The organism is Shewanella sp. TB7-MNA-CIBAN-0143 (assembly GCF_040310065.1).
Taxonomy (GTDB): Bacteria; Pseudomonadota; Gammaproteobacteria; order Enterobacterales; family Shewanellaceae; genus Shewanella.
The window spans coordinates 61602-75991 of sequence record NZ_JBEOPL010000020.1; the positions used below are offsets into that span (position 1 = coordinate 61602).

8 protein-coding genes and 1 pseudogene are annotated in these 14390 nt (G+C 39.3%); 8 read left to right on the forward strand and 1 reads right to left on the reverse strand.

Annotation, left to right across the window (positions count from 1 at the left end):
* Positions 1-116 precede the first annotated feature (116 nt).
* The 4 genes from phsA (at position 117) to rnk (ending at position 6087) form a co-directional block, all read left to right on the forward strand.
* Positions 117-2399, forward strand: coding sequence for a thiosulfate reductase PhsA (gene phsA, locus AAEY97_RS16165; protein WP_192114899.1), 2283 nt, complete (start codon positions 117-119; stop codon positions 2397-2399).
* 28 nt (positions 2400-2427) lie between these two features.
* Positions 2428-3000 (forward strand): 4Fe-4S dicluster domain-containing protein, encoded by a 573-nt coding sequence (locus AAEY97_RS16170; protein ID WP_102036995.1) that lies wholly within the window; start codon positions 2428-2430, stop codon positions 2998-3000.
* On the forward strand, positions 2997-3938 hold the full coding sequence (nrfD, locus tag AAEY97_RS16175; RefSeq protein WP_011637462.1) for an NrfD/PsrC family molybdoenzyme membrane anchor subunit: 942 nt from the start codon (positions 2997-2999) through the stop codon (positions 3936-3938). Before AAEY97_RS16170 ends, nrfD begins: the two co-directional genes overlap by 4 nt.
* A 1735-nt stretch (positions 3939-5673) precedes the next feature.
* Positions 5674-6087 (forward strand): nucleoside diphosphate kinase regulator, encoded by a 414-nt coding sequence (rnk, locus tag AAEY97_RS16180; protein WP_192114900.1) that lies wholly within the window; start codon positions 5674-5676, stop codon positions 6085-6087.
* A gap of 299 nt (positions 6088-6386) precedes the next feature.
* Here rnk and AAEY97_RS16185 read toward each other — a convergent pair.
* Positions 6387-6802: pseudogene (locus AAEY97_RS16185) on the reverse strand (integrase core domain-containing protein); the annotation flags it as partial.
* A 475-nt stretch (positions 6803-7277) separates the two neighbouring features.
* Here AAEY97_RS16185 and AAEY97_RS16190 point away from each other — a divergent pair.
* From AAEY97_RS16190 to AAEY97_RS16205, 4 genes are all read left to right on the forward strand, one after another.
* Positions 7278-7691 (forward strand): hypothetical protein, encoded by a 414-nt coding sequence (locus AAEY97_RS16190; RefSeq protein ID WP_242445204.1) that lies wholly within the window; start codon positions 7278-7280, stop codon positions 7689-7691.
* A 514-nt stretch (positions 7692-8205) separates the two neighbouring features.
* Entirely contained in the window at positions 8206-12039 is a 3834-nt protein-coding gene (gene putA, locus AAEY97_RS16195; RefSeq protein ID WP_351000000.1) for a bifunctional proline dehydrogenase/L-glutamate gamma-semialdehyde dehydrogenase PutA, read from the forward strand.
* A gap of 675 nt (positions 12040-12714) precedes the next feature.
* The gene (locus AAEY97_RS16200; protein ID WP_182744429.1) at positions 12715-13185 is read left to right on the forward strand and encodes a Dps family protein; all 471 of its coding nucleotides are present in this window, start codon (positions 12715-12717) and stop codon (positions 13183-13185) included.
* Positions 13186-13221: 36 nt separating this feature from the next.
* Positions 13222-14388: an efflux RND transporter periplasmic adaptor subunit gene (locus AAEY97_RS16205; protein WP_243756183.1), complete on the forward strand. Its 1167-nt coding sequence runs from the start codon at positions 13222-13224 to the stop codon at positions 14386-14388.
* Positions 14389-14390: the final 2 nt, after the last annotated feature.

The window sequence follows — 14390 nt, forward strand, 5'->3', positions numbered from 1 at the left end:
ATGGGTTAACACTGTGTTTAGCGATGGAGCTTATTGTTGTGTTTATCTAATAAGCCCCATTAAACCTAAGTTAACCGTAATAACTTCGTGCTTAGTTGAAGATGAAGGGGGCAATCATGATTCAGTTAAATCGGCGACATTTTTTAATGGGGGCTGGTGCTACAAGTGCAACCTGTGCTCTGGCAAGTATGCTACCTGGCTCGTTAGCCGCGTTAGAGAAACAGCCTTTAAAAGGTGTCTCTTCTGAAGTGGCCAGTATCTGCGAAATGTGTTCTACACGCTGCCCTATTAAAGCCCGTATTGTAGACGGTAAAAACGTATTTATTACTGGTAATAAAGAAGCCAAATCATTCGGCGGTAAAGTTTGTGCTCGCGGTGGTGCGGGTCATAGTCTTTTATATGACTCACAGCGTATCGTTAATCCATTAAAAAGAACTGGTGAGCGTGGAGAAGGCAAATGGGCTGAGATCAGTTGGGATGAAGCTTATCAATATATTGCCGAAAAACTAACGGATATTAAGCAACAGTTCGGTGCAGAAACTGTCGCTTTTTCGTCTAAATCAGGTTCGTTAGATGGCCATTTATTTCATTTGGCAGCTACTTTTGGTTCACCTAATACTTTCACACATGCTTCGACTTGTCCTGGTGCCTATGAAATAGCTGCAAAGGCTATGTTTGGTACCAAAATGAAGCGTGATTTGAGCAATTCAAAATACATCATTAACTTCGGTCATAATATTTATGAAGGCATAAACATGTCTGAGACTCGAGGCATGATGCAAGCACAAATGGATAAAGGAGCCAAGTTAGTCGTATTTGAACCTCGTTTTTCAGTTGTTGCCGACAAAGCTGATGAATGGCATGCCATTCGTCCAGGCACTGACGTGTCAGTTGCGCTAGCGTTATGTCATGTTTTAATTTATGACCATTTATACGACCATGATTTTATCGAAAAATATGTTGTTGGTTTTGAAGAATTTGCTGCAGAGGTAAAAAAATATACCCCAGAGTGGGCAGAAACTATTTCAGATGTTTCTGCCAGTGCCATTCGACGAATTGCTCATGAATTTGCAAGCAAAGCGCCACATGCTGTTGTTGACTTCGGTCATCGTGCCACCTTTACTCCCGAAGAGTTCGATATGCGTCGTGCAATATATGCTGTCAATATTTTGATTGGTAATATTGAACGCAAAGGTGGCATATACATGGGCCAGAAAGCACCTGGATACAATAAATTTGCCGGTGAGAAAGTTGCCCCAGAATTAGTGACGCCTGGTGTTGAAGGCATGCCTAAAATCTCTGCTATTCGTATTGACCAAGTAGATAAACAATACAAGTTGATGTGGTCTTCAGGTGGTATTTATCAAACCATAATAGATGCAACTTTAGAGGCTAAGCCTTATCAGCTAAAAGCATGGGTGATGAGCCGTACTAACCCAATGCAAACCTTAACAGACCGGGCGAAAGTAGAGCAAACGCTTAAAGCATTAGATTTAGTGGTGTGCTGTGACCTGTATATCAGTGAAACAGCAGCGTATGCTGACATTATTTTACCAGAGTCAACCTACCTTGAACGTGATGAGGAAATTGCTGATAAGTCAGGTAAAAATCCTGCTTATTATGTGCGTCAACGTGTAGTTGAAACCATCGGTAACACCCGTCCTAGTTGGCAAATATTCAAAGATCTTGGTAAGGCGTTAGGGCTGGACAAGTATTATCCTTGGGACAACATAGAAACGTTGCAATTAATGCAGGTTAATCGTGATCACGCCTTGTTAGAACACATTAAAAAAATAGGCTTCGTAAGCTACGGCAAGCCTTTGATGCTACGTGAACCTGAAATGGTTGACGAGTTCGTTAAGACTTATCCCAACGCAAGAAACGTAGATGCCGATGGAACGTATGCTACAGCTATGCACTTCAAAACACCCAGTGGGAAAATTGAATTAACCTCACCACAAGTCGAAGATATGGCTCCAGGACGAGGCGTGATTAAGCATCGTCATGTCCAACTAAAGCAAGCCGATGAATTATATTTTATTCAAGGCAAAGTTGCCGTACACACCAACGGCGCCACCCATAATATTCCTATGCTCTCCAACCTTATGTCTAACAACGCAGTTTGGATCCATCCATTAACCGCCGGACGATTAAATATCCATAGTGGCGATGCAATTCAATTAACCAGCAGTGTTGGCACCGAAGAAGGAACCGCTTTGGTCACCCCGGGGATTCGTCAAGATACTGTGTTTGCATACATGGGCTTTGGCTCCAAAAACAAAGAACTGGTGCGAGCAACAGGAAAAGGTATCCATTGCGGCAACCTACTTCCTAATGTCATCGCTCCCATCTGTGGCATGAATTTACACACCACAGGTGTCAAGTTGGTAAAAATTTAGCCGGTAACTAATTGATTTGGAGTCTCCTATGAGCAAACGATATGTCATGGTGCATGATGAAAACAAATGCATCGGCTGCCAAGCTTGCAATATAGCTTGTCGCAGTGAAAACGAAGTCCCTGAAGGGGTAACACGCCTGCAAGTTAGGGTGGAAGGTCCTTTTGGTGAAGCACCAAACTTACATTTTAAATATCACCGCGTGTCCTGTCAGCAATGCGAAGACGCACCTTGTGTCAGTGTTTGCCCTACAGGTGCCGCTTACATAGACGAAAATGGCTTAGTGTCTATTCATAACGATAAGTGCGTTGGCTGTATGTATTGTGTTGCGGCATGTCCATACAAAGTGCGCTTTATGAATCCCATAACCAAGGCTGCAGACAAATGTAATTTCTGTAAAGACACTCGCCTAGCCAGAGGTGAACAACCCGCTTGTGTTACAGCATGCCCAACAGATGCATTGTATTTTGGCGATGCTAACGACAGTAAAAGTGAGGTTGCTCAATTACTGAATACAAAAATAACCTATCAAGACAAAACGCATTTAGGTACCAAACCACGAGTGTACCGTGTTCCGACTAAACGAGGAGGGATAGAGTCATGAACAATATATGGGGCGACATGGCGCAATATGATCCAGTGACATGGAACTGGGTTATCGCCGTTTATTTATTTATGGCCGGTTTATCGGCAGGTAGCGTACTCATTGGTATTGGTATGCGTTGGTATAGTAAAGGGGGGAATATTGAAACTTCGATATTAAAAGCCTCTGCCATTATCGGGCCAGTAGCCATAAGCTTAGGTTTGGCCTGTTTAGTGTTTGATTTAACCAAACCATTTCATTTCTGGCTCATCTTAGTCAATTATAACTTTACATCTGTAATGGCGATTGGTGTGTTGGCCTTACTAGCTTATTCACCGTTAGGTATTGCTTATGCATTGATTGTATTGCGAGATGATTTACCAAAGTGGAAGTTAGGATTTTTAGCCCCAATAGGGCATATGCTATTGCCAATGCGTAAAGTAATTGAAATCCTACTGTTTGTACTTGCTATAGGAGTTGGTGCGTATACGGGCTTTTTAATCTCGGCCATGAATGCCTACCCAATGCTCAATACTGCAGTATTACCTGCATTGTTCTTAGCGTCTGGTTTATCAGCGGGAGCTGCGGGTAACTTAATCGTTGCGTTAACCTGTTTTAATAGCAGCCCCCATGATAACGATGTGGCAAAAATGCACAGCCTAGATTTACCAGTAATCGTGTCTGAAATGATGTTTTTAGTGATGCTGTTTAGTACTCTTTATTTCACAGGAGGCGCAGCTGCTGAAGCATTAGCATCATTAAGTACCGACATTTGGGCTAGCGTGTTTTGGATAGGCGTAGTCGGAATCGGGTTTATCGTTCCCATTCTGTCTATGTTTTTACCTGCCAATGCTCGTCACACTAAAGCCATCATGATATCAGTTGCCTGCTGCAGTTTGACGGGTGTTTTAGCATTACGACACTTCATCATCTATGCTGGACAAAGTTATATAAGTTAACCAAGAAATAAGTAGATAAGTCATCTTTTGCCCTCCAGTAGACTTAGGTTGATTGGAGGGCAAAAACTACGCAATAGGCTGCAGTATTAGGTTGTAACAGCAGTCAATATTGGTTAATTAACTTAAGACACAACACTAAAGTCGACCGTATTCACAATTAAATCCATAAATTAGAAACGATAATCGTAGATTATTCAGATTTACCGCTAACGTATACTTGAAGTTATTATTTAAGCTGCTATATTGGCTTTATGAAAACATCAATATTCACATTTTATTCAATTATTTTTTTAGGGAGCTTCGCCCTAAAATTCCCCGATTAAGCGGGCGTGTCATTGCGCCCATCTGTTTTTACAGAATATACAATTAAAATTAACATTTAAAAAACAGCTTGCATTTATATGTTGAGGCTTAGATTTCGTTAAACTATTTTTAATCAATAGGAGTAACCCAATCTTTGTTTTATCTATATGTAAATAATTATTTGTTTTTAAAATGCTGTAATTAATTTAATTTTAATACTATAAAAATAAACCCAAAAAGTTCTAAAAGGAGGGCGGTGGATTATTTATTTCAAAAATGAGTTTATTGCATTAAATAAACGTTATTAATTTTTTATTTATAAGGTAATGATATGTCTAAGCATGAAATGAAAAAACCATTGTTGTCGCTAAAAGAAAAGCGTAAGTTAAAAAAAGAATCAAATGTTACAGAGGTAGCCAAGATTAGAAAGAAAAAAGGCTAGTAAACTGGATACGAAATACTTTACCTCCTTTAATTAACTGAACACTTTGTACATAAATGTCAGTAATAACTGCTTTTTGTGAGGGCTAGGAACAATAACGTAGAATGTTTTTATAAATAGGCTGAAGATGATTTTTATGTTCAGCCTATTTTATTTTTTTAACATACAGAATCTTTTTACATTAACGTTATAGACAATTTGGTTTTAATAACTATATGTTATTGTTTGTTAATTTACTTTGTGGTAGTGATTTTTAAAATGGATAATGATGTTAACTTTCTCTATGAAAAGATAGTGAAGGAGTCTAGAAATGACAGCAAATAATGGTGAGATTAAGTCACATCAAGTTGGAGTTGGTGGCGCTAGAGCACGAATAGCTAAGCGACCCAAAAAGTGGCTATAAGGATACCTGAAAATTACATTGGTATTGTTAAACAGCTAGTTAACTATTTGGATGAATTTACAATAATTAACGGGCAAAAAGTTCAGGTAAAATCAGAGAAATTGTTACTCAATTCTATACAAGATAAGGCTCAAGAGATCATGTTTAATGCATTAATATCTAAATAGGCTTGATCATAAGTATTCATTAAACTTTGAATATAATAAATATATCAGATTAAGAAATTAATGTTCTCTGTAATACTCCCGTCCTTTAAGGCACTGTACAGCTTATTAGTTTTTTGTTGATTTTATGTGTTTTCGTCTTATAAATTCACCTTTAGCGTAATATATTTATTGGTTGTAAATATAGTCGTGGATATTCACTTTGTAGTGGCTTGTATGTCACCTGTTTTTAGGCGAAGATACTCAGATATTAAGTTATTTTTAATAAACTAGGGATAATATTTGCAATCGCGTGTGTGATTTTTAAAATTAATATCACTACATTAATAATGTTATTTTACCTCATTAAACCTTCTATTATTCAAAGTTTGATCGTTAGGTAAAATACTTAAAGCATGAATTATTAGAATTTTTGAGGAAAAAATGAATAACAGACCTGAAATAACGATCTCATCACTTGATGCGCAGAGACTATTTAAACTCATCGAGTCCTTACCTACAAAGAAAATGGTAGGTATAAGTGAGCTTGAAGAGGAACTCGCTCGAGCAACAATCGTGGATCCAACAGAAATACCCACTACAATTGTCACCATGAACTCAACGGTTAAATTTACTGTCGAGTCGTCTCGAGATGAGTTTTTAATGACGCTTGTTTATCCCAAAGATCTTGATTTGAATGGCGATAAAATCTCTATTCTGGCGCCAGTTGGGAGCGCGTTACTTGGGTTGGCTCAGGGAGATCAAATTGAATGGCCAAAGCCTGGTGGTGGGTTAATAAAAATAACCATTAATGAAATTTTTTATCAACCAGAAAGGGCTGGTGAATACCATCGTTGATACATCATTTATTCAATAGCTTGAAAATAAATTACACCAGATCAATGAAGACACTCTATATAAAAGAATGTAGTAAATCCTCGTTACATCTGGTTTAAGGCTATTAAACAATAAATAACTAACTAACTTCGCTAGCGGTTTGATTCAACGATAATGATAGATGGCACCTAGAATCAACATACTAGTACTGCGTCTTAGAATACTGGTGTACAGGTTTATCTAAGCGGTTTTTTTCATGACAGTTGTCGCTTAAATGGTTAAACAGCTTCTTTGTGTTGCTCTTAATTTAACTCCACAGCCTATGGCTGACAGTTTCTGTTCTTTTTGTTCATTGCTCTAGATGTTCATTTCTGTTGTCTGATAGCACACTTTTCGCTTCGCCAATATCCTAACATCAAGACCATCATGTCTCTGATTAGGTGTCACAAACTTAATCCTGCTATGGCAATGTTCGTTGTCGTACCCATAAACAAATTCATTTACTCATGTACGCGCTTCATCTAACGATATAAAACCATCACTAGGCCAACGCAGATGATATTTTACCGTTTTAAACAGTAGATTCTGAGTACGGATTATCATTACTCATCCTTGGATGACTTCATTTGGTCACACCCACTAAATTGTACATCCTCGCTCGCATCGTCAGGTATTTCATGGGATCACCATTATCAGAGTGCAACACAACGTCTTTCTATAAGTATTTTTCTGCCCAGCGTTTATCTATTTCAGATACGTTCCATCTAAAAAATAGCACGATATTTTTCAATGAGCCTGTTGACCTCTTTGATGATATCGCCACGGTGGGCCGATAATTCTAATTGCTCTATGTTGGTCATACTTCTTTTCAGTAAGGTTTGTGAATATCTTGATTAGACAGATATTTATGTCAAGTTCAGTGCGGCAACGAACAGAGTAAAAAGTAAAATACACGTATTATGACTATCAACATCATGAGTTAAATCGTGGTTACTAATTTTAAATTATGTAGTAAATACATAATGTTGCATAGACTAAATGAGTTAAAAGCGATTGCAATTTACGCCACAAATGGTGATATTTTTTACCATTTTTTTATTTTTATGCTAGGCAGGCGATTCACTTTCCACCCAGAGTGACCTAAAAGCTTTAATTTTGAGGATAATATGCAAATAGAAACACTTCACGATGTTATGCAATGGACTAAAAACATGCACCAAGAACTGCATTATTTTGCCGCCAATTGTGCACAAAAAAGCGATAGTGTAAGAGTTGGTTTGCTGCTTAAGTACATTTCAGAGCACGAAAAAAAAATGGCGCAGGTAATGAAAAAGTTTGAAGACAATGGTAATAGCAGTGCACTCAACACGTATAGTCGGCATTACTACGAAAAATTCACTATTTCTATTCACACTGAAGGTGAGCATCCGTTTGAGAAGATGGATACGGATGAAATAGCAATTGTCACTCTTGAATATCATAAAAATATCGTCGGACTATTTGAGTATCTGCAAAAATGCAGCTGTGCACCTTCGGTGACGGAATTTCTTGATAATATATTGTCGGTTCAAGAGGCCGAGGGGCGATTACTGGCACGTAACATGAAACAAATTGACGATTTGTAGCATAAATGTCTCACAAACAAAAAATCACATAACGTCATACTGAGTGATTTAGTACTAGAAACTTTTCAGAATGCACTCCTGTGGTAAGCAGAGCCTTTTTAATGACTAACTTTATGCGTTATTTTAGCTACCAAAATAACGTTAAAGTTGGTGACAACGGCCAATTCATATCAAGCCATATACAGATAATGCAACCTTTCAACAAATCTAGGCCGAATTTATGGGTTGTATTACCTCAACGTAGGTAACACTCCACTTAAACTCAGCGATATTGGCAAAACCAAACGATAGTTTATCAACGGCATATAGCCTGATAAGTTTTTGAAAGTATGAGTTAATGTTAAGAGTTGGAACCACTGTTAACCGTGTTTTATAGAAAGTACGCTAACGCACAGAGTCTAAAACTAAAGAGCAGTATAATTTACTCGTTAGTTATCAAATCTTAGGTATCTCTTAGATATCAAATGTCTCCAGTCATTGCAAAATACAATTTATTCATGCTGAGGTGAAGCACATGCTTTTTAATAATTCGAACATTACGGACTCTCCTATTCGTCAGAAAATTCGCGAGTTCTATCGTATTGATGAAAGTGTTGCGGTAGAGCATATTTTACCGTTAGCAGACGTTAACGATGAAGCTGCCAGCAGAGCGTGGGAAAAGGCACGTAAAATATCATTAAAAATACGTAGAGACGAATCAGGTAACGGTGCTGTAGATGCCTTACTCGCAGAATACACATTATCCAGTGAAGAAGGTGTGGTGTTGATGTGTTTGGCTGAGGCCTTATTACGTGTACCAGATAAGCACACTCAAGATGCCCTCATTAGCGACAAAATTTCTCAAGGTGAGTGGCGAAGTCATTTGGGCAGCAGTGATTCACTGTTTGTTAATGCCTCATCGTGGGGGTTATTAGTTACCGGCACTATGGTTGATTATGCTGATGAACGCGAAAAAGATAGTTTTGATTTATTGAAAAAGATTATTGGTCGTTTAGGTGAGCCTGTCATTCGTAAAGCAATGAACTATGCCATGCAAATTATGGGTGAGCAGTTTGTTATGGGCGAAACGATTCAAGCTGCAACAGAGCATGCTACCAAACAAGATCGGCAAGGCTTCGTATATTCTTACGATATGCTAGGTGAGGGTGCGCGCACCATGGGTGATGCTGATAAATATTTTAAAGCTTATCAAGTTGCCATAGATGCTATTGGCGCGGTTTCACTCGCGTCAGGTAAGAACGATCCTCGTAGAGTTCCTGGTATCTCAGTTAAGCTTTCTGCTATTCATCCTCGTTACGAATTTGCGCAAAGACAACGAGTAATGACTGAAGCTGTTCCCAAACTTAAAGCGCTTTGTTTGCAAGCTAAAAAATACAATATTGGTTTAACGGTTGATGCGGAAGAATCTGAGCGATTAGATTTGTCCCTTGATGTTATTGAGGCGGTATTTAGTGATGACGAATTAGCGGGTTGGAATGGCTTTTCGATGGCTCTACAAGCTTATCAAAAACGGGCTATTTTTATCATTGATTGGTTACATGAGTTAACCGTTCGTGTTGGCCGAAAAATGATGGTGCGTTTAGTTAAAGGTGCTTATTGGGATACTCAGATTAAAAACACTCAAAAAGGTGGCTATGAGCATTTTCCGGTATTCACTCGCAAGGCTTCCACTGATGTTTCTTACCTCGCCTGTGCAAAAAAATTATTAGAATATAGAGATACTCTCTATCCACAGTTTGCGACACATAATGCTTACACAGTGACGACTATTCTTGAACTGGCGGGCAATGACAAAACAAGTTTTGAATTTCAATGTCTATATGGCATGGGTGGTTCTTTATATGATCAAGTTGTTGCCAGTGAAAATGTTCAATCTCGCGTCTACGCACCGGTTGGTCCTCATAAAGAGCTACTAGCCTATTTAGTCCGTCGTTTGTTAGAAAATGGCGCTAATTCTTCTTTTGTTAATGCCATTATTGATGAGTCTCAACCGGTCGAATCTTTACTTGAAGACCCGGTTAAAAAAATGCATCGCTTAACAGACAAATATAACGGCCAGATTATCAAACCTATTGCCTTGTACCATGATGAAAATGGTGTTGGTCGAGATAATTCCAAGGGCTTAGATTTAACCGACATAAATATGGTAACCCCGCTAAAAACATCACTAGATAATTGGGTTGAAAATAACCAGTTTTCTGAAAGTGATACGCCAGAGGGGGCTGTAGCCATTAGAAACCCAGCAAAGCAAAGTGAAATCATTGGTTTCCAGCGCCATCATAGCAAAGATGACATGCTCGCGATGATCGATACGGCTCAAACTGCATTTGCCTCATGGTCACAAAAGCCTGTATCTGAACGCGCAGCCTTATTATGCAGTATCGCCGATATTCTTGAACATCATAGGGACGAGCTCATTGCCTTATGCATCAAAGAAGCGGGAAAAACGACTCAAGATGGTATAGATGAAGTCAGAGAGGCTGTTGATTTTTGTCGTTATTATGCACAACAAGCGATTGAGCTTGCAGAAGATGATCGTTTAGAAGCCCGTGGTGTGGTGTTATGTATCAGCCCTTGGAACTTCCCGTTAGCGATATTTATAGGGCAAGTGACAGCTGCCATTTCTACTGGTAATACGGTGCTGGCAAAACCAGCCGAGCAAACAAGTTTAATTGCATTGCGCGCTATTGAACTAATGACGTCTGCTGGATTACCTCATGGCGTTGTACAAGCGGTTATTGCCAAGGGCAGTGAAGTGGGCAGTATTATTATTCCTAATGCACATATTCAAACGGTTATTTTTACGGGTTCGATTAAAACAGCGACTATTATTTCGCCAACGTTGGCTGATAGAGACGGCGCAAAAGTCCCTTTTATTGCTGAAACAGGCGGTCAAAACTGTATGATAGTTGACTCCACAGCTTTGCCTGAGCAAGTGGTTGATGATGTTATTTCTTCAGGATTTCAGTCTGCAGGTCAGCGTTGTTCTGCGCTCAGGGTATTATTTTTGCAAGAAGATATTGCCGATACTGTTATTACAATGCTTAAAGGCGCATTAGCAGAATTGCATGTGGGTAATCCAGAAAAACTCAGCACTGATGTAGGTCCCGTCATTGATCAAAAAGCGCTAGATTCACTCAATGCTCACAGTGACTATATGAAAACTCATGGTCAATTATTGTACCAATGCGCGATATCTAATGAGACAAATGAAATAGCAGAAAACGAACATTTCTTTTTTGCGCCGCGACTTTATGAAATAGACAATATTAGTGTGCTCAAGCATGAAGTATTTGGTCCCTGTGTCCATATTATTCGTTTTAAAGGCGATGAAATAGAAAAAGTCATTGATGATATTAATGGCACCGGTTTCGGTTTAACGATGGGTATTCATACGCGGATTGAACAGCGAGCTTTTCATTTGGCGACACTATCGCGTGCAGGTAATGTATATGTAAATCGCAATATGATTGGCGCTATTGTGGGGGTGCAACCTTTTGGGGGGCGTGGTCTTTCAGGTACAGGGCCAAAAGCGGGTGGGCCATATTATTTAACACGTCTAGTGAAAGAGAAAGCCACTCCCGATGCCGATAAATTTAACTTATTACCATCGCAAGTTGATGCTTTAGTGAGCGATTCGAGATCGAAAGCAGAAGCAGAATTAATGATGGATAGGGCGGATATAGCAGAAAAAACCTGGCGCTTGACCGAGTTAGATCAGCGTATTTCTTTTGTGAGTCAAATGTTAGCCGAAATGGCTGATATCGATATTGTTGATGATTTAGCCGATGACTTAAATAGTACTTTGACAGCGGCTAATTCACAATTAGTGTGTGTTGAAAAGCATCTGCAAAAGCCAACAACGCTTCCAGGTCCGACAGGTGAGTCTAATATACTCTATTTGGAAAATCGCGGTAATATCATCTGCTTTGCTGATGAAAATGTGACTTTTCACTTTTGGATACTCTCAATTGTAACGGCTTTGACAACCGGAAATACCGTTATCTCGGTCGTTTCTGATTTATTTTATGATCAAGCGTTAGCCATTAGAGATAAGTTCGTTACAACAGGCGCAGATGAGAATGTGTTTCAAATTACCCGCTTATGTCATTTAACCACTTTGTTGGCGCATCCTGCGTTATCAGGAGTCGTTGTTGATAGTCACTGCGGCCGAAAAAATTATATCAGTGACAGATTAGCCGAACGTCAAGGGGCAATTTTACCAATGATCAGTTCAGAATATTTTGATAATCTCATTCAACGTTTATTAACAGAAAAAGCCGTTAGCATTGATACTACCGCATCTGGTGGTAACACGTCGCTGATGACTTTAGATGAAGATAACTAACTATTTTTGAATGTTATGTTTAAACAAAAATTCAAAATATTTATAAATCATCAACTGAAAAGTTGATGATTTATTCCCCTAATGTTTCGGTTTATTTGTCATAACTGATAAAAGTGCTAATGAGTGACAACAGATAATACTTTCGGTGCGAAGCTAACTTGATGGAGTTTATATTGTTTTTTACATTTCATTTTGGCAAAAAATTAAGCCTGATTAAATGAGTGAACGACCAAGCCAACAGGATTAAGCGACCACCCAGCTAAGGTCTATTCGCAGTAGGTTACGGTGATGAATCTATTCTTATTGCGATTAATAAATCTTTATTCAATATCTCCATTCCTCATGTTAATCCACTAGCCATTATTGTTGGTTCGATATCGCACAGAGCTTAAGTCCGTAATGGAGTAAAGTGTTGCTTGGTGTTACGGGAAAATACTTTTCTTACTCTGCTTTTATTTCAGTAAAGAATATTAATACTCGACCATGTCATTTCGTCTTGGTTTAAGGAACGACGTTGAGCTTTATTACTGGGACAACGATCAATCACCTACGCTATACAATATAAAAATTAATACATGTAAGGAATAAGTGCTAGCTGGATTTTTAAATTCAGCATTCAGCGTTCAGAAAAATCAGTATGAATATATCCATTAATAAACTAAAAGGAAATTTAATATGAGCAACATTAATATTGGCATTGATAAAAAAGATAGAAGCGAAATCGCTGAAGGGTTAAAGAAGTTATTAGCCGATACTTATACGCTTTATTTACAGACGCATAACTTTCACTGGAATGTGACTGGGGTGAGGTTTAGGGAGCTGCACTTGATGTTTGAAGAGCAGTATATGGAATTGGCCATTGCTGTAGACGATATAGCCGAACGTGTTCGAACTCTCGATGTTGCTGCGCCAGGCACTTATAAAGAATTTTCCAAGTTAAGTTCAATCCATGAGGTAGATGGTGTTCCCAATGCAACGGAAATGATGGAAGTATTACTCGTTGGTCACGAAAAAATTATACAGACTGCTCGCGATGTTTTAAAAGTGGCCCATCAATCAGACGACGAATCAACGGTATCTCTTGTATCTGATCGAATGCGAATACATGAAAAAACATCGTGGATGTTGAGAGCTTCAAATAAGTAGATTGAGCGTTTCAAACTACCAAGTTTTTGAAATTAAATGGTCAGATTATTAACGTTATTTACTTATTATATATTAACTAAAAAGGATACAGATTGGATGGGCACTTTCTCACGCTTCGCAATTGCTATCGTTCTGCTCCTTGTCGTCATCGGCAGCATCTTCGGCTACAAGTTCTATCAAATTAACCAAATGCAGGCCAAATTCTCTCAGCCACGCCCCGCAACTGTCGTTGAAACTACAGAGGTCGCTAGAGTATCTTGGCAACCGAGTATCCAATCAATCGGTGGCATCAGAGCTATCAACGGCGTCATGATAGCCAATGAATTGCCCGGTGTAGTGACAAAAGTTTTGTTCAAATCGGGTCAATCCGTCAAAAAAGGCGATATCCTGATCCGCCTAAACAGCGATATAGAGCAAGCCGCTCTTACAACACGTCTAGCTGAGGCACAGCTTGCTTCGAAAGCATTTCAACATAACTCAGACTTGATTTCCAAACGGGCTGTGTCACAGTTCGCCTTAGATGAAACAAAGGCTGCGCTGGATGTAGCCAGAGCACGAGTAAAAGAAGCCGAGGCCCAGTTTGGTAAAAAAATACTCACGGCTCCCTTCGACGGCATAGTAGGGCTACGTCTAGCGGATATAGGTGAATATTTATCTGTGGGTACACCTGTCGTTGAAATCAATATGCTTAATCCAATTCTGGTCGAATATACTCTGTCTGAACAGGAACTGGCCAGCGTTGATATTGGTGATCTCGTTGAAGTCACTGTGGCGGCAACTGGCTCAGAGGTATTCAAGGGAACAATTACCGCAATTAATAGCTCTATCACGCCAGAGACACGCACAGTTAAGCTGCGCGCCCAACTTCTAAACCCCCAACAAAGCCTCAAACCGGGTATGTTCGCTACCATTAGAACCATGGCAAAGGGTGAAAGGCAGGTCATTGCAATTCCAAACATAGCACTGTCTTTCAACACCTACGGCGATTTCGCCTATGCATTAACTAAAAATGAAAAAGGCCAGCTGGTCACTGAGCAGCGGACATTGGAAACCGGCGTTACACGGGATGGCATGACTGAAATTAACAAAGGGTTAGAACCCGGTGAACGTATCATTGCCTCTGGTTTGCTGCGCTTGAGGGCTGGTCAGCGAGTGAAAATAAAGCAAGATGACAAGATTGCAGACAGTACAGGAGTTAAATAAAC